Annotated in this window: 13 protein-coding genes; 10 read left to right on the forward strand and 3 right to left on the reverse strand. The window is 72.5% G+C overall.

Going from position 1 to position 16,139, the window contains the following annotated elements; genetic code table 11:
* Positions 1-86: 86 nt before the first annotated feature.
* Positions 87-1,694 carry a hypothetical protein gene (locus ABH928_RS17850; RefSeq protein ID WP_370067439.1) on the forward strand — a complete coding sequence of 536 codons (1,608 nt, stop codon included), beginning with the start codon at positions 87-89 and terminating at the stop codon, positions 1,692-1,694.
* Positions 1,695-1,700: 6 nt separating this feature from the next.
* Here ABH928_RS17850 and ABH928_RS17855 read toward each other — a convergent pair whose 3' ends face one another.
* A complete protein-coding gene (locus ABH928_RS17855; protein WP_370067582.1) occupies positions 1,701-2,501 on the reverse strand; it encodes a hypothetical protein in 801 nt (266 codons plus the stop codon).
* Between the two features lie 382 nt (positions 2,502-2,883).
* Between ABH928_RS17855 and ABH928_RS17860 the strand changes: the two genes are divergently transcribed.
* From ABH928_RS17860 to ABH928_RS17885, 6 genes are all read left to right on the forward strand, one after another.
* Positions 2,884-6,543, forward strand: a complete 3,660-nt coding sequence (locus tag ABH928_RS17860) for a choice-of-anchor D domain-containing protein (RefSeq protein ID WP_370067441.1) — start codon at positions 2,884-2,886, stop codon at positions 6,541-6,543.
* 17 nt (positions 6,544-6,560) lie between these two features.
* Complete coding sequence (locus ABH928_RS17865) at positions 6,561-7,118, forward strand: hypothetical protein (RefSeq protein WP_370067443.1); 558 nt, start codon at positions 6,561-6,563, stop codon at positions 7,116-7,118.
* Positions 7,119-7,159: 41 nt separating this feature from the next.
* The gene (locus ABH928_RS17870) at positions 7,160-8,095 is read left to right on the forward strand and encodes a Ppx/GppA family phosphatase (protein WP_370067445.1); all 936 of its coding nucleotides are present in this window, start codon (positions 7,160-7,162) and stop codon (positions 8,093-8,095) included.
* A gap of 105 nt (positions 8,096-8,200) precedes the next feature.
* Positions 8,201-9,085, forward strand: a complete 885-nt coding sequence (locus ABH928_RS17875; RefSeq protein ID WP_370067447.1) for a sugar phosphate isomerase/epimerase family protein — start codon at positions 8,201-8,203, stop codon at positions 9,083-9,085.
* 39 nt (positions 9,086-9,124) lie between these two features.
* A complete protein-coding gene (gene ilvD, locus ABH928_RS17880; protein WP_370067449.1) occupies positions 9,125-10,975 on the forward strand; it encodes a dihydroxy-acid dehydratase in 1,851 nt (616 codons plus the stop codon).
* Between the two features lie 47 nt (positions 10,976-11,022).
* Positions 11,023-11,619 carry a hypothetical protein gene (locus tag ABH928_RS17885; RefSeq protein ID WP_370067451.1) on the forward strand — a complete coding sequence of 199 codons (597 nt, stop codon included), beginning with the start codon at positions 11,023-11,025 and terminating at the stop codon, positions 11,617-11,619.
* Positions 11,620-11,634: 15 nt separating this feature from the next.
* Here the strand turns inward: ABH928_RS17885 and ABH928_RS17890 are convergent, their stop codons facing one another.
* Positions 11,635-12,813, reverse strand: coding sequence for a hypothetical protein (locus ABH928_RS17890; protein WP_370067453.1), 1,179 nt, complete (start codon positions 12,811-12,813; stop codon positions 11,635-11,637).
* A gap of 65 nt (positions 12,814-12,878) precedes the next feature.
* Entirely contained in the window at positions 12,879-13,337 is a 459-nt protein-coding gene (locus ABH928_RS17895) for a hypothetical protein (RefSeq protein WP_370067455.1), read from the reverse strand.
* Between the two features lie 141 nt (positions 13,338-13,478).
* On the opposite strand from ABH928_RS17895, the gene ABH928_RS17900 reads away from it, so the two are divergent.
* The 3 genes from ABH928_RS17900 to ABH928_RS17910 all read left to right on the forward strand — a co-directional run bounded on the left by ABH928_RS17900 (position 13,479) and on the right by ABH928_RS17910 (position 16,047).
* Positions 13,479-14,408 carry a proline dehydrogenase family protein gene (locus ABH928_RS17900; RefSeq protein ID WP_370067457.1) on the forward strand — a complete coding sequence of 310 codons (930 nt, stop codon included), beginning with the start codon at positions 13,479-13,481 and terminating at the stop codon, positions 14,406-14,408.
* A gap of 111 nt (positions 14,409-14,519) precedes the next feature.
* On the forward strand, positions 14,520-15,329 hold the full coding sequence (gene proC, locus ABH928_RS17905) for a pyrroline-5-carboxylate reductase (protein WP_370067459.1): 810 nt from the start codon (positions 14,520-14,522) through the stop codon (positions 15,327-15,329).
* A gap of 25 nt (positions 15,330-15,354) precedes the next feature.
* On the forward strand, positions 15,355-16,047 hold the full coding sequence (locus tag ABH928_RS17910; RefSeq protein ID WP_370067584.1) for an HAD family hydrolase: 693 nt from the start codon (positions 15,355-15,357) through the stop codon (positions 16,045-16,047).
* Positions 16,048-16,139: the final 92 nt, after the last annotated feature.

A 16,139-nucleotide genomic window follows, 5' to 3' on the forward strand; every position in this document is an offset into this window, starting at 1 on the left:
TCGGTGGCGCGTGTACATCACCCGAAAGGGTGGATCGGAGGCGCATCCCCCGAGGGGGGTGGCGCGGCGCGCCTACCGTCGGAGGCGTGGACACCGTGCTGGACCAGCTCGCCGACGCCCTGTTCAGCTACAGCCTCTCCGTGCTGTGTGACCAGGACGAAGCCGTTGCCGCCGTGCGCCAGACGCGGCGGCTCGCCGTTCGGCACCGCCGACGCCTCCGTCGGCCGGAGCTGCAACGTGCCTGGTTGTACGCGCTGAATCGTCACATCTGCCTGCTCCGGCTGGAGGCCCGCACCGCGTCGCCCGCCCCCTCCGCGCCACCCCCGGCGCTCGGCGCAATCGGCGCGAGCAGCGCGCCCGCCGCGCGCTCCCGGCTCGCGCGTCTCGCCTGGCCCGAGGCGGCGGGGACGACGCCCGCCCAGCGGGAGGCGTTGGAGCTGTCCGGTCGGCACCAGCTGGAGACGCCCGAGGTCGCCGCCGTCCTCGGCCTGCGGCCGGACGCCGCGGCGGTGCTGCTCGCGCAGGGGACCTGCGAGGTGGAGCGGACCGCCGCTGCCCTCGCCGTGCTCACCGCCGACGTGTGCCCGGAGCTGAGCCGGATCGGACGCGGACGCGGGCCCGTCCTCGGGCGGGCGCTGCGCGGTGAGTTGGTGCGCCACGTCGACGACTGCCCGACCTGCCGCGGCGCCGCCGAGCGCGCTGTCGCGGAGGGCCCGTGGCCGGGGACGCCGCGTGACGCGGGGGCGCTGCCGCTGGTGCACCTGCCGCGCGCCGCCCTCCGGGCCCCTCGCGGGGAGGAGCCGCTCCCGGACCCCCGGTTCGACCGGCGTGGCTTCCCGGTGCACCTGCCGCCGCAGGCGGAGCGCGCGGTCGCGGTCCGGCATCGCACGGTCATCGGGTCGGTCGCGGCGGCGGTCGTGGCCGCGCCTGCGGTCGCGCTGTGGGCGATGCATCTGGCGGACGCCCCCGGCATCCCGGCGGCGCAGGTCACGTCGGTGCGCGTGGCCGACCCGCAGTCGGCCGATCCGTCCGAGGGCTCGGCCGCTCCCTCCGGGTCGGCGACGGACCCCGCCGGCTCGGGCAGCGGGCACCTCGGCGAGAACGTCGCGTTCACGGTCACGACTCCGGGCGTCACCCCGCCCGGCTCCACCGTGCCGCCGGGGACGGTTCCCATACCGGTCGGCTCCCCGGGCCTCGGCGCCGGGCAACTCGAGGTCGGGGCGGCGCAGTCGGGCGGCCGGACGGTGATCACGCTCACCAATGCCGGTGGCAGCGCCCTGCTCTGGACCGCGTCGACGCAGGCCCCCTGGCTCCGACTCAGCCGCGACGGCGGCACGCTCGCGCCGGGCGCGCAGCTGACGGTGCTGGTCACCGTCGACGAGGACCAGACGCCGCGCGACCCGTGGACCGCCCAGATCGTGTTTCAGCCCTCGGGCAGCACGGTCACCCTCTACGGCACCGGCAGCTCCCGTCGCGGCATCCCGTCCCCGACGCCGAGCCCCACCTCCGCGTCGCCCACGCCGCCGCCCACACCGTCGAGTTCGCCCAGGCCCACGCCCGCACCGACGCCGTCCGCCTCGGCATCCGCCACGCCGTCCGGGTCCACGCCGTCCGGTTCTCCGTCGGCCGACCCGACGCCGCAGCCGTCCGACACGTCGTCAAGCAGCAGCGCTGTGCCGACCGGAGGGCGCTAGGGTCTGTCAGCTGTCCGGCTGCTGGTCCGCCGGGTGCGGGGCGACGGGGCCGGCCGGGTTGGCCAGGTGGCGTTCGCACTGGCGGACCAGTTCGGCGTAGCCGTCCCCGCCCATCAGCTCGACGAGCTCCGCGCGGTAGCTGACGTAGACCGGGTCGGCCCCGACGTGCGCGTCCGGACTGCCGGTGCACCACCACTGCAGGTCGTGGCCGCCCGAGCCCCAGCCGCGGCGGTCGTACTCGCCGATGGTGATCTGCAGGTAGCGGGTCTCGTCCGGGCGGTCGATCCAGTCGTAGGCGCGGCGGATCGGGAGCTGCCAGCAGACGTCCGGCTTGGTCTCCAACGGTTCGAGGCCCTCGCGCAGCGCCAGCGTGTGCAGCGCGCAGCCCTCGCCGCCGGCGAAGCTGGGACGGTTCAGGAAGATGCACGCGCCGTCGATCCGGCGGGTGCGCAGTTCGCCGTCCTCGTCGGGCTCGGAGATGCCCTTGGCGCCGGTGCCCTGCTTGTGGAACTGCCAGGTCTCCGGGGTGAGCCGGGCGGCGTGGCCGAGGACGCGCTTCTGGTCGTCGTCGTCGGACCAGTGCGCGCCGAGCGTGCAGCAGCCGTCGCTGGCCCGTCCCGGGCGGATGCCGTGGCAGCCGCGGCCGAAGACGCAGGTCCAACGGGAGGTGAGCCAGGTGAGGTCGCACCGGAAGACCTGCTCGGCGTCGTCGGGGTCGACGAACTCGACCCAGGCGCGCGGGAAGTCCAGCCCGACCTCGCGCTTGCGCGCCGCCTTGGCGGCCTTCTTGGCCGCCTTCAGGTCCATCGTGCCGCTGATCTGTACGTCTACTGCTGCCACCCGCTCAGCCTATGCCGGTTCTGCCGTACCACCGCCACGGCCTGCGGGGCGGTATCGGGCGAATTTCCCGACGGCCTGTCGGTATGTGCCCGAATGTGTCCGAAGGACGAGCGGCCCCGACCGCGGCCCGACCCCGGTAGGGCCCGCGAGGCGTCGGGCAGGGCGTCGGCAGGTCGGCCATGTGGGCCGAGGGTGTGACCGGGCAGGTCCGGGCGGATGAAACCCGCAGGTCGGGACGGAGTGCCGTGCCGTCCCGCCCGGAGCCGGGCCGCATCCTGCCGCCATGACGAAAGGGTGGAGATCTGCTTGTTGGACAAGCGTTCTGACGGCTTGTCTGACCACTGCTCTGGTGGCAGTCGGTGTGGTGGCCCCGGGCGACCGGGCCCGTGCCGACGAGGGGACCGTGTCGCAGGACACCCTGCGCACCGGCTGGGACCAGAGCGAGCCCGGTCTCACGCCCGCGCAGGTGTCCAGTTCGCGGTTCGGCCGGCAGTTCTCCACGGCAGTGGACGGCCAGGTCTACGCCCAGCCGCTGGTCATCGGCTCGACGCTGATCGCCGCGACCGAGAACGACAAGGTCTACGGCATCGACGCGGCCACCGGAGCGGTCCGCTGGACCCGGACCCTCGGCGCGCCGTGGCCCGCCTCCGCGATCGGGTGCGGCGACCTCACCCCCAACCTCGGCGTGACCAGCACCCCCGTCTACGACTCGGCCGACAACACGGTCTACCTGACCTCCAAGGTCAACGACGGACCGGACCAGACCCACCCGAACTGGTACATCCACGCGATCGACCCGGGCTCAGGGGCCGAGCGCAGCGGCTGGCCGGTCAAGGTCCAGGGTGCGCCGACCAACGACCCGACCCGCCCGTTCGACGCCTACACCGTCAACCAGCGGGCCGGCCTGCTGCTGCTCGACGGCAAGGTCTACGCCGGCTTCGGCTCGCACTGCGACGTCAACCCCTACGTCGGCTACGTCGCCGGGATCGACACCGGCACTCGGGCGCTGAAGCTCTGGGCCACCGAGAACAGCGCCGCCAACGGCATGGCGGGGGTCTGGCAGGCAGGCGGCGGCCTCGTCTCCGACGGGCCGGGCCGGATCATCCTCTCCACCGGCAACGGGATGTCGCCCGCTCCCGATCCCGGCAGCAGGCCGCCGGGGCAGCTCTCCGAGTCCGTGATCCGACTCGGCGTCAACAGCGACGGCTCGCTGCACGCCCAGGACTTCTTCAGCCCGTCCAACGCGCCCACGCTGGACCAGAACGACCAGGACTTCGGCTCCGGCGGGCCGGTGGCCCTGCCCGCCTCCCCCTTCGGCGCCAGCTCCGCCCATCCGCATCTGCTGGTTCAGGTCGGCAAGGACGGCCGGGTCTTCCTGCTGGACCGGGACAACCTGGGCGGACACGACCAGGGCCCCGGCGGCGGTGACGCGGTGCTCGGCGCCACCGGCCCGTTCGAAGGTGTCTGGGGACATCCCGCCGCCTACGGCGGGCAGGGCGGCTACGTCTACGAGATCGGGTCGCGCGGACCCCTGCGCGCCCTCCAGTTCGGGCTGAACGGGAGCGGCAACCCGACACTGACCCCGGCCGGGGCCAGTCCGGAGACCTTCGGCTACACCTCCGGCTCCCCGGTGGTCACCTCCGACGGGACCACGCCCGGTTCGGCGACCGTCTGGGCCGTCTACACGGACGGCAGCAACGGCGCCAACGGCCAGCTCCGCGCCTACGACGCGGTACCGAACAGCGGCTCGATGCACCTGCTCTGGTCGACGCCGATCGGGACCGCGTCCAAGTTCTCGGTGCCCGCGACCAGTGGCGGCCGGGTCTACGTCGGCACCCGCGACGGGCATCTGCTCGCCTTCGGCCTGCCCGCCGCGTCCGCGCTGATCGGCTCCCCGGCGGCGCTCGGCAACGTCGCCGTCGGCACGACCGGGACCGGGACGCTCACCGTGCGGGCCTCCCAGCCGGTCACCGTCACCGCGGTCACCACCCCCACCGGCAGCCCCTTCACCGTCGCGGCGACCGGGCTGCCCAAGACGCTCGCCACGGGTGCGAGCTACTCGGTGCCGCTCACCTTCACGCCGACCACGCCCGGACCCGCCAGCGGAGTGGTCAGCTTCACCGTCTCCACCGGATCGTCCACCGTCACCATCGGCTTCGGCGCGACCGCCTACGGCACCCGGCCCGGCTTCACCGCCTTCCCGGCCGCTCTGGACTTCGGCCAGCTGGCCACCGGCACCACCAGCACCCTGGGCGTCAGCATCACCAACACCGGCACCTCCGCCGAGACGGTGACCTCGACGTCCGCGCCAAGCGCTCCCTTCTCCGCCTCCGGGCTGCCCGGAGCCGGCACGGTGGTGCAGCCGCAGCAGTCGGTGACCGTCCAGGTCACCTACGCGCCGACGGCCGCCTCGTCCGGCGACAGCGGCACGCTCAGCGTGGTGGGCCCGGACGGGACGGCGACGGTCCCGCTCACCGGCAGCGCCGTGACCGGCGCCGCGCACCTCACGATCACCCCGACCAGCACGTCGTTCGGTTCCGTGCCGATCGGCACGTCCAAGACGCTGACCTTCGACATCAGCAACACCGGCAACATCCCGCTCACCATCACCAAGGCGGCGCCGCCGGCCGCGCCGTTCCTCGCCACCGCACCGATCAGCGAGGGCCAGGAGCTGGACCCGGGCGCGGTGGTGCACCAGAGCGTCACCTTCTCGCCGACCTCGACCGGCAGCTTCACCGGCGCCTACCAGATCACCGCCGACGACGGCAGCGGCCCGCAGCCCGAGACGCTGACCGGCACCGGCACGCAGCCGTCCGGACAGATCGTCGTCCCCGACCCCGGTGCGGGCGGCTGGCAGCTCAACGGGTCCGCGTCGCTCTCGGGCGGTGATCTCGACCTGACTCAGGCACTGGCCCGGCAGGCGGGTTCCGCGGTCTTCCCGGTGCCGGTGGTCACCAACGGGCTGAACGCGACCTTCACCGCCGTCATCGGCGGCGGAACGGGGGCCGACGGCCTCTCCTTCGCCCTGCTCGACCCGGCCAGGGTCACTCCGACCGCCGTCGGACAGCCGGGCGGCGACCTCGGCTGGGCCCCGTCGCCGGGCGTCGCGGTCACCCTCGACACCTACAAGAACGCCGCCAACCCGTCGAACAACTTCGTCGGCCTGGCCACCGGCTCCAACGCCAACGGGTTGACCTACGCCGCCACCAGCACGAAGGTCCCCAACCTGCGCAGCGGACCGCACACCGTGGGCGTCCAGGTCAGCGGCCGGACCGTGACGGTCACCCTCGACGGCGTCCGGCTCTTCGCCACCCCGGTCGCCTCGCTGCCGCCCGCCGCGTTCCTCGCCTTCACCGGCGGCACAGGGGCGCTGACGGACATTCACACCGTCCGCAACGCGGCGATCACGGCCCCGGCCTACGCGGTCCCGCCGCCCGGACCGAACGGCTGGGTCCGCAACGGCTCGGCGACGATGATCGGCACCACGCTCCAGCTCACCCCGGCCAAGCGCGACCAGGCCGGATCGGACTTCCAGTCCACCGCCGTCCCCTCCGCGAACCTGGCGGCGAGCTTCACCGCTGCCATCGGCGGTGGCACCGGAGCCGACGGCCTGACCTTCGCGATGCTCGACGCGACCAAGCGCGGTCCCGCCTCCCTGGGCGCCGACGGCGGCGGGCTCGGCTGGCTCGGCCTGCCGGGCGTCGCGGTCGCCCTGGACACCTACAAGGACCCGACCGACCCCTCGGCCAACTTCGTCGGGGTCACCGTCGGCTCGACGGCCGGGCACCTCGTCTACGCGGCCACGTCCAGCGCGATCCCCAACCTGCGCTCGGGCCCGGTCGCGGTCGCGGTGACGGTGTCCAACGGCAGTCTGCTGGTGTCGGTCGCGGGCAAGCAGGTGATCGCGGTGAAGGTCACCCTGCCGACGGACGTCCGGGTCGGCTTCACCGGAGGCACAGGAGCGGGGACCGACGTCCACTCCGTCAGCGGCGTTACGATCAAGTACTGAGGGCCCAGGAGGCCGCAATGCCCGTCCCGAATCCCGTCCGGCCAGCCGGACCGGCCGCGCCGCACACCAGGCGCAGGCTGGTCCTGATGGCGGCGCTCGCCGTCGCGCTCGTCCCCGCCCTCGTCGGCGCCGCGCCCACTCCGCTGCCGGCCGCCGCGCACACTCCGACGCCAGCTCCCTCCGCCTCCGGGCCGCCCTTCACCGTGCTGGTCACCGACACCGACACCCAGGGCCGCGTGCTCAGCGACCTGAACGGTCTCGTCCTTTACCACTTCGACGGCGACCACCCCTCAGCAGGCGTCTTCGGCTGCACCGGCAGCTGCCTGAAGACCCGCCGTCCGCTGCTGACCACCCCCGGCACTCCGCTGAACCTGCCACCCGGAATCCCCGGCACCCTGGCGGCGACGGAGCGCCCGGACGGCGTCGGCGACCAGGTCACCTACGACGGGGCTCCGCTCTACACCTACACAGGTGACCAGCCCGGCGACACCAACGGCATCGCGCCGGGCTGGCACACGGCCCAGGTGCCCCACGTGGCGCCGGCCTCCGTCTCCTTGGGCGTCTCCCTGCGCTGACCGGCGACGATCCGTTGAGCGATCGCGTAGCGTGGACAGTTATGCGACTTGGGGTACTCGACGTGGGATCCAACACCGTCCACTTCCTCGTGGTGGACGCACACCCGGGTGCTGCGCCGCTGCCCGCGTACTCGCACAAGATAGAGCTGCGTCTGGCCGAGCTGCTCCATGCGGACGGCTCGATCCACGGGGACGGCGTGGAGCGGCTGGTCGAGATGGTGGCCTCGTCGATGCGGGTCGCCGAGGACAAGGGTGTCGAGGAGGTCCTGCCCTTCGCCACCAGCGCGATCCGGGAGGCCACCAACGGCGAGAAGGTGCTCAAGCGGGTCCTCGACGAGACGGGCGTCGAGCTGCGGGTCCTCTCCGGCGGCGACGAGGCCCGGCTCACCTTCCTGGCGGCCCGCCGCTGGTACGGCTGGTCGAGCGGTCGACTGCTGCTGCTCGACATCGGCGGCGGCTCGCTGGAGATCGCCTGTGGTCTGGACGAGCAGCCCGACACCGCGATCTCCCTGCCGCTCGGAGCGGGGCGGCTCACCGCGTCGTGGCTCCCGGGCGACCCGCCCGCGCCCGAGCGCGTCCGCGAGCTGCGCAAGCACGTGCGGGCGGAGATCGCCCGCACCGTGGCGGAGGTCTCCCGGCTGGGATCCCCGGACCACGTGGTGGGCACGTCCAAGACCTTCAAGCAGCTCGCCCGGATAACGGGCGCCGCCCGCGAGGCCGACGGCCCGCTGGTGCCCAGGCGGCTGACCCGCGGCTCGCTGGAGGACTGGGTCCCGCGGCTCGCCGCGATGAGCACGGAGCAGCGGGTGCTGCTGCCCGGGGTTTCGGTGGGGCGCGCGAGACAGCTGCTCGCGGGCGCGCTGGTCGCCGAGGGCGCGATGGACCTGTTCCGCGTGGACGAGCTGGACATCTGCCCGTGGGCGCTCCGCGAGGGCGTCATCCTGCGACGGCTGGACCGGCTGGCGTCAGGCCAGTAGGAGTGGGCAGATGTGGCAGTTGCGCCCCTGGGGGCAGTGCGAGTGGCCGCCCGTGCGCAGCCTTTCTCTAAGCTGATTGCTGTGGCGAAAGCACGCGGTACCGACGTGAACCGAGACGAAGAGTGCATCCTCGTGCCGAAGGCGAAGGTCGCGCTCTCCACCGCCTCCGTCTACCCGGAGAACACCGCCGCCGCGTTCGAGATCGCGGGGCGGCTCGGATACGACGGTGTCGAGGTGATGGTCTGGACGGATCCGGTCTCCCAGGACATCGAGGCCCTGCGCCGCCTCTCCGACTACCACCAGGTGCCGATCCTCGCCGTGCACGCGCCGTGTCTGCTGATCACGCAGCGGGTCTGGGGCACGGAACCCTGGCAGAAGCTGGAGCGGGCCCGCAGCGCGGCGGAGAAGCTCGGGGCGGGCACCGTCGTCGTCCACCCGCCGTTCCGGTGGCAGCGCCAGTACGCCCGGGAGTTCGTGCAGGGCGTGTGGCGGATGGCGGACGAGACCGACGTCCGCTTCGCCGTGGAGAACATGTACCCCTGGCGCTACCGCGACCGCGAGGTCGCCGCCTACGCCCCGGACTGGGATCCGACGACCGAGGACTACCGGCACTTCACCATCGACCTCTCCCACGTCTCGACCTCGCGCGCCGACGCCCTCGCCATGCTGGACCGGATGGGCGACCGGCTCGGCCACGTCCATCTCGCCGACGGGTCCGGCTCGGCCAAGGACGAGCACCTGATCCCCGGGCGTGGGAACCAGCCCTGCGCGGAGCTGTTGGAGCGGTTGGCGCGGAACCGGTTCGACGGGCATGTGGTGCTGGAGGTCAACACCCGGCGGGCGTCGGGCCCGATCGAACGGGAGGCCGACCTCGCCGAGGCGCTGGCCTTCACCCGGCTCAACCTCGCCGCCGCACCCGCAGACCAGCCCGGCGGCAGCCCCGCTTCAGGTGACCGCATCTCGGACAGTCTGTCCGATGGGCGGTCATAGGGCGTACCCTCGACGGCACTAGCCAAGGAGTTGAGAACAGTGCCGCAGCTCAGGTCTCGAACGGTCACCCACGGTCGCAACATGGCGGGCGCGCGCGCTCTCATGCGCGCCTCCGGTGTAGCCGGCGAGGACATCGGCAAGCCGATCGTCGCGGTCGCCAACTCCTTCACCGAGTTCGTCCCGGGCCACACGCACCTGGCGCCGGTCGGCCGGATCGTCTCCGCGGCGATCAAGGCCGCGGGCGCGGTGCCGCGCGAGTTCAACACCATCGCGGTGGACGACGGCATCGCCATGGGCCACGGCGGCATGCTCTACTCGCTGCCCTCGCGCGACCTGATCGCGGACAGCGTCGAGTACATGGTCGAGGCGCACTGCGCCGACGCGCTGATCTGCATCTCCAACTGCGACAAGATCACCCCGGGGATGCTGATGGCCGCGCTGCGGCTGAACATCCCGACGGTCTTCGTCTCCGGCGGCCCAATGGAGGCCGGCCAGGCCACCCTGGTCGACGGCACGGTCCGCAAGCTCGACCTGATCAACGCCATCGCGGACGCGGTCAACGAGAACGTCTCCGACGAGGACATCCGCCGGATCGAGGAGAACGCCTGCCCGACCTGCGGCTCCTGTTCCGGCATGTTCACCGCCAACTCGATGAACTGCCTGACCGAGGCCATGGGCCTCGCCCTGCCCGGCAACGGCTCGGTGCTGGCCACCCACACCGCCCGCCGCGACCTCTACGAGCGGGCGGGCCGCACGGTCGTGGAGCTGACGAAGCGTCACTACGAGCAGGGCGACGAGTCCGTGCTCCCGCGTGCGATCGCGTCCAAGGCCGCGTTCGAGAACGCCATGTCCCTGGACATCGCCATGGGCGGCTCGACCAACACGATCCTGCACCTGCTGGCCGCCGCGCAGGAGGCCGAGGTCGACTTCACCGTCCACGACATCGACCGGCTCTCGCGCAAGGTCCCCTGCCTGGCCAAGGTCGCCCCGAACGTCGCGCCGACCACGACCTACTACATGGAGGACGTGCACCGTGCGGGCGGCATCCCGGCCATCCTGGCCGAGCTGCACCGAGGCGGTCTGCTCAACGAGGACGTCCGTACCGTCCACTCCGACTCGCTGGCCGAGTGGCTCAAGACCTGGGACGTGCGCGGCGGTTCCCCGTCCGCGGACGCGGTCGAGCTGTGGCACGCGGCCCCCGGCTGCGTCCGCTCCGCGGAGGCGTTCTCGCAGTCCGAGCGCTGGGAGACGCTGGACACCGACGCGGCCGGCGGCTGCATCCGCTCCGTCGAGCACGCCTACTCCAAGGACGGCGGCCTGGCCGTGCTCCACGGCAACCTGGCCGTCGACGGCTGCGTGGTGAAGACGGCCGGCGTCGACGAGTCGATCTGGACCTTCGAGGGCCCGGCGGTCGTCTGCGAGTCGCAGGACGAGGCGGTCGAGAAGATCCTCGCCAAGCAGGTCAAGGAGGGCGACGTCGTCGTCATCCGCTACGAGGGTCCCAGGGGCGGCCCCGGCATGCAGGAGATGCTCTACCCGACCTCGTTCCTCAAGGGACGCGGTCTGGGCAAGGCCTGCGCGCTGATCACCGACGGGCGCTTCTCCGGCGGCACCAGCGGTCTGTCCATCGGCCACGTCTCGCCCGAGGCGGCCTCGGGCGGCATCATCGCGCTGGTCCAGGACGGCGACCGGATCCGGATCGACATCCCGGGCCGCGGTATCGAACTGCTGGTGTCGGAGGCCGAGCTGGCCACGCGCCGGGAGGCGCTGGGCGGCGTCTACGCGCCCAAGGCCCGCGAGCGCAAGGTCTCGGCCGCGCTGCGCGCCTACGCGGCGATGGCCACCAGCGCCGACAAGGGCGCGGTCCGCGACGTCTCGAAGCTGGGCTGACCCGGGTGGTCCCACGGCCCACCCGTCGGACCACGCATAATCGAATGGTGTCCCCGCGCGCCGAGAACCCCGCCCAGAGCCCTGTGACGTCCGACAGCCATGTCGGCAACACCTCTGGCGGCAGCACCCCTGCTTCCGCCCCTGCTCCTGAGCCGATCCGCTGGTTCGGCACCACCTGGGTGGAGCGGGGGCGCGGCTACTGGCTGCGTCGGGTCGGGGTCAGCGTCGGCGCGCTCGTCGCCGCCCTGCTCGGCGGCTACATCATGCAGCTCGCGGTGGAGGGCGTCTTCATCGCGCAGACCGGCGGCTTCGTCGAGGCGGTCATGGTGCTCGCCATCGCGGTCTGCAGCTGCATCGCCGCGCTGCGGAACTGGACCATCCTCTCCCGGGGCAAGGAGTCGCTGTCCGGCTGGATGGAGGACGACAAGTCGATGGGCGTGCCGATGATCGTCGGCTTCGTCGGCTCCCTGGTCGCCTACTTCGTCCGCAGCCTTGTCGAGGCCCCGGGCGAGTCCCTCCTGCGGTCCCGCTACGAGCGGGCCGTGGCCGCCGCGGCCCGCCGCAAGGCTACGCCCAAGCCGCAGAAGGCCCGCTCGGGCGGCGGCAGGTCGGCCGCCAAGGCGAGCAGCCGGCGCAAGCGCTGACCAGCCCGGACCGGATCAGGTGCGGCTGAGCGTTCCGCAGCCCTGCTGCTTCGTGTCCGGGAGCTTGCTGCGGTCGTACGGGTCCTCGGCGGGGCCGGACGGAGCTTCGGTGTCCGTGTTGGCCACGCTCGGGAACTCCGGGTTGATGTACCCGTTGCTGACCCCGCAGGCGCTGTTGCCGATGTCGGGGGTGTAGTTGGTGATCCACAGCTTGCCGGGGGTGTGCTGCCAGTGGGCCGCATCGGGCACGTCGAAGTCGATGATGCGCCGGATGATGCTGCGGGCCACGTCCCAGTCGTCGGGGGAGTCCGTCAGCGAGGCCTGGACCGCCGCCCCGGACGGGCTCGGGGACGCGGTCAGCCACGGCGCAGGGTGCGGACCGGGCTGCAGCGGGTAGACGAAGGTGACGTCGGCGTGGATGTCCAGCCCGCCCTGTTCGTCGGACGTGTAGCTCAGCTCTCCCTCGACTTTGATCACCGAGCCGATCAGCCGCGCCTGGTCGGGGTTGAAGCGGGTGAACATGTCGGTCGGGTCGTTCTTGGCGGAGGGATGCGCCAGGTCGCTGCGGAGCGGGCCCACCAGCTGTGTCTCCAGCGGATCGACCAGGGCCAGGGCGGCACTGGGATAGCCGCCGCCGACCACGTCGGGCGCGAGGTTGCTGTCGACCAGGAACTCCTTGGCCCGCGCCAGGTACGAGGCGACCGTGCTCGCGTCGTACACGCCGACCGCGTGAGCTGCGGGAACGGTGATGGCAGCGGCGCCCGCCGGCCAGGTGTTCGCGGGCGAGCCGGCGAACGGGTGCTCCAGGGTCGGCGTGTTCGTGTCTGCCGGCGTGGGCGGAGCGGTCGTCGGGCGGGTCGTCTCCGGCGCCTGGGTGATCTGGACGCTGTTCCCCGACTGCGCCCCCGGCGCCTTGCCGAAGGCCCAGTCGTGGATCGCGTGCGCGTCGAGGCTGGCCGCGACCAGTCCGGCGGCGAGCAGCACGAAAAGCGGCGTCTGCCAGCGACGACGGCGCTTCTTGACCGGGGTGACGGGAACCCGCCACCCGGTGTCCTGCGGAGGGGTGCGCTTCCACCTGGCCGAGAGCATCCGGGCGCGGGCGGACTGCTCCTTGTGCTCGGCCCCTTGAATGAAGTCCTCGTCGAGCTTCAGCCCCTCGAACGGGTCCTTCTCGTGATCATCTGTCGCTGGCACCGCGCCAGTATGGCGACGGTCAAACCGCCGCGCCGGAATGATCGGTTAAGAATCTGACAAGATCGTCAGCTGCCGGAGGACTTTCGGCGGGCGCCGGCGACGCTGCTGACCACGCCGACTATGGCGTAGAGGATCGCCGCGTGCCACAGCCCCGTCAGGATGCTGCTCAGTATCCCGGCCGAGCTGAAGACGAACTCCGTCACCGCGTTGGTGACCCACAGCGCGCCCGCAGGGGCGAGCGCGGCCTCCCACGGGTGCTCCGCGGCCCAGCGCCGGATCCGGTGGTCCCCGCCCCGCTTGGTGAGCGCTGCGCCCGCGCCGCCGACCAGGAAGAAGAGGAACAAGCCGATGCTGGCCGGACCGGCCAGGATGCTCAGCGACCAGTGCAACGTGATCAGATCGACGGCCACGGCTGCACCGGCGCCGACCACGCCCACGGCAGCCGCCGTCTTCCAAGGACCGCGCGACGCCGAGGCGACAGCAAGAGTGCTGGACTCCCGCCGGTTGACCTCACTACTACTCATACGTCCACGGTGCGCCTCCGACGCCGCGGAAGCCATAGGGGACTTCCCTGAGTTTGCCCCTAGTCAGCCCGGAGGAGGCCCCAGCCAGGGCCGGGTGTCGTGGCCGGACAGGCCCCCACGACAAGCCCTAGCCTTGAGCCCATGCTGTCCCGTCGTGTTCTGTTCGCCGCCGCGCGGAGTCCGCAGGCGCAGCGGGCGCTGGTGGCCGCGCCCGGTGGGCGGGCCGTGGTGGAACGTTTCGTCGCGGGTGAGACCCGCGACGAGGCGGTGGCCGTGACCGACCGGCTGATCGCGCGTGGCCTGCGGGTCACGCTCGACCACCTCGGCGAGGACACCGTCGACGAGGACCACGCCGCAGCCGTCGCCGCCGAGTACACGGGCCTGCTGCGCGCCCTGGACGACGCCGGGCTGGCGCGGCGGGCGGAGGTCTCCGTCAAGCTCTCCGCGCTGGGCTCGGGCCTCGGTCGGGACGGAGCGGTGCTGGCGCGCGGACACGTCCGGGCGATCTGCGAGGCGGCCCAGGCCGCAGGCACCACGGTCACCCTGGACATGGAGGGCCACACCGCCACCGACCTCACCCTGGAGACCGCCGCCTCGCTGCGCGACGCGTTCCCGTGGCTGGGCGTGGTGCTCCAGACCTACCTGCGCCGGACCGAGTCGGACTGCCGCGACCTTCTCGGCGCGGACTCACGGGTGCGGCTGGTCAAGGGCGCGTACGCCGAGCCGGACTCGGTCGCGTACCGGGGGAAGGACGCGGTGGACCGCTCGTACGTGCGCTGCCTGCGGTTGTTGATGGAGGGTCAGGGCTACCCGATGGTGGCGACCCACGACCCCCGGCTGATCGAGATCGCCGGAGCCCTCGCCGTCCGCGCGGGGCGCCCGCAGGACCGCTACGAGTTCCAGATGCTCTACGGCATCCGCGAGGACGAGCAGCGTCGACTGGCCGGTGCGGGCGAGACCGTCCGGGTCTACGTCCCGTACGGCGTGGACTGGTACGCGTACTTCGTGCGCCGCCTGGCCGAGCGCCCCGCGAACCTGGCGTTCTTCGCCCGCGCGCTGGTCCGGGGCTGAACCGCTCAGGCAGCGCGGGCGACTCGGTGACCGTCACCCGATGACCGCCACTCGGTGACCGCCACTCGGACGCGTCCGCAGGACGCGGCGACCCGGTGCCACACTGGCTCCATGACGCAACGAGTCGCCGTCCTCGGTACCGGGAAGATCGGTGAGGCCCTGGTCTCCGGCCTGCTGCGGGCCGGAAAGGCGCCTGATGACGTCCTCGTCACCGCGCGCCGCCCCGAACGGGCGGCGGAGCTGCGCGAGCGCTACGGCGTGGAGCCGGTGACCAACGCGGAGGCGGTCAAGCTCGCCGACACGCTGATCCTCACGGTGAAGCCGCAGGACATGGGCACGCTGCTGGACGAGCTTGCCCCGGCGCTCCCGGCCGACCGGCTGGTGATCTCCGGCGCGGCGGGCATCCCGACCTCCTGGTTCGAGGAGCGGCTCGCCTCCGGCACGCCCGTGGTCCGCGTCATGACCAACACCCCGGTCCTGGTCGACGAGGCGATGAGCGTCATCTCCGCGGGCTCCCACGCCCGCGAGGAGCACCTGGTCCGCACCGAGGAGATCTTCAGCCAGGTCGGCAAGACGCTGCGCGTCCCGGAGAACCAGCAGGACGCGGCGACCGCGCTCTCCGGCTCCGGTCCGGCCTACTTCTTCTACCTGGTCGAGGCGATGACCGACGCGGGCATCCTGCTCGGCCTGCCGCGCGCGGTCGCGCACGACCTGATCGTCCAGGCGGCGGTGGGCGCGTCGGTCATGCTGCGCGACTCCGGCGAGCACCCGGTCAAGCTGCGCGAGGCAGTCACCTCCCCGGCCGGGACGACGATCGCCGCGATCCGCGAGCTGGAGAACCACGGCGTCCGCGCGGCCCTGCTGGGCGCGCTGGAGGCCGCCCGCAACCGCTCCCAGGAGCTGGCCTCCGGCGGGAAGTAGGGCGGGAAGTAGGGTTGACCGGGTGCTGCGCTACGACCTGGTGATCTTCGACAACGACGGCGTCCTGGTGGACAGCGAACCGCTCTCCAACCGACTGCTCGCCGACTACCTGACCGAACTCGGTTTCCCGACCACGATCGAGGACTCCTACCGCGACTTCATGGGCGCGGCGGCGCACACGGTCCACGACGTCATCGCCGACCGCTACGCGGGGGCGAAGCTCCCCGCGACCTTCGACGAGGACTTCCATGCGCGCGTCTTCGCGTCCTTCCGCGAGCGGCTGACGCCGGTGGCGGGCGCGCCGGAACTGCTGAGGTGGGTGCGCGAGCGGGGTATCCGCTACTGCGTGGCCTCCTCCGCGCACCACGAGTGGATCCGCACGGCTCACGCGGTGACCGGCCTGAGCCCGTTCTTCTCCGACGACGTGCTCTTCAGCGCCCAGGACGTGGGCCGCGGCAAGCCCGAACCCGACCTCTTCCTCCACGCGGCGGAGCGGATGGGCGTCGCCCCGGAGCGCTGCGTGGTCTTCGAGGACAGCCCCCTGGGTGTCGCGGCGGCACGGGCGGCAGGCATGGACGTCTACGGCTACGCCGCGCTGACGCCGCGGCAGCGACTGGGGGCGGCGACGGGGTTGATAGAGGACCTGCGTCAGGTTCCGGCACTGCTTGCACTTGCCAGGGGCGCGGGGAACTGCGCGACAAGCCACCCTGATCGGTAGAGCTCCGAAGGTTCAGGGCCATCCGCTCATCAGTGGTTGTTCGCGCAGTTCCCCGCGCCCCTGGATAGTGCAAGCGCGCCCTTTGCCTACGG

The sequence above is a fragment of the Streptacidiphilus sp. MAP5-3 genome (assembly GCF_041262505.1).
Taxonomy (GTDB): domain Bacteria; phylum Actinomycetota; class Actinomycetes; order Streptomycetales; family Streptomycetaceae; genus Streptacidiphilus.

Bases quoted from the DNA above. Each gene is read 5' to 3' on its own strand.
- ABH928_RS17900 (WP_370067457.1), top strand. From the start codon at position 13,479: ATGCTGTCCCGTCGTGTTCTGTTCGCCGCCGCGCGGAGTCCGCAGGCG.
- ABH928_RS17865 (WP_370067443.1), top strand. From the start codon at position 6,561: ATGCCCGTCCCGAATCCCGTCCGGCCAGCCGGACCGGCCGCGCCGCAC.
- ABH928_RS17870 (WP_370067445.1), top strand. From the start codon at position 7,160: ATGCGACTTGGGGTACTCGACGTGGGATCCAACACCGTCCACTTCCTC.
- ABH928_RS17895 (WP_370067455.1), bottom strand. From the start codon at position 13,337: ATGAGTAGTAGTGAGGTCAACCGGCGGGAGTCCAGCACTCTTGCTGTC.
- proC (WP_370067459.1), top strand. From the start codon at position 14,520: ATGACGCAACGAGTCGCCGTCCTCGGTACCGGGAAGATCGGTGAGGCC.
- ABH928_RS17855 (WP_370067582.1), bottom strand. From the start codon at position 2,501: ATGGACCTGAAGGCGGCCAAGAAGGCCGCCAAGGCGGCGCGCAAGCGC.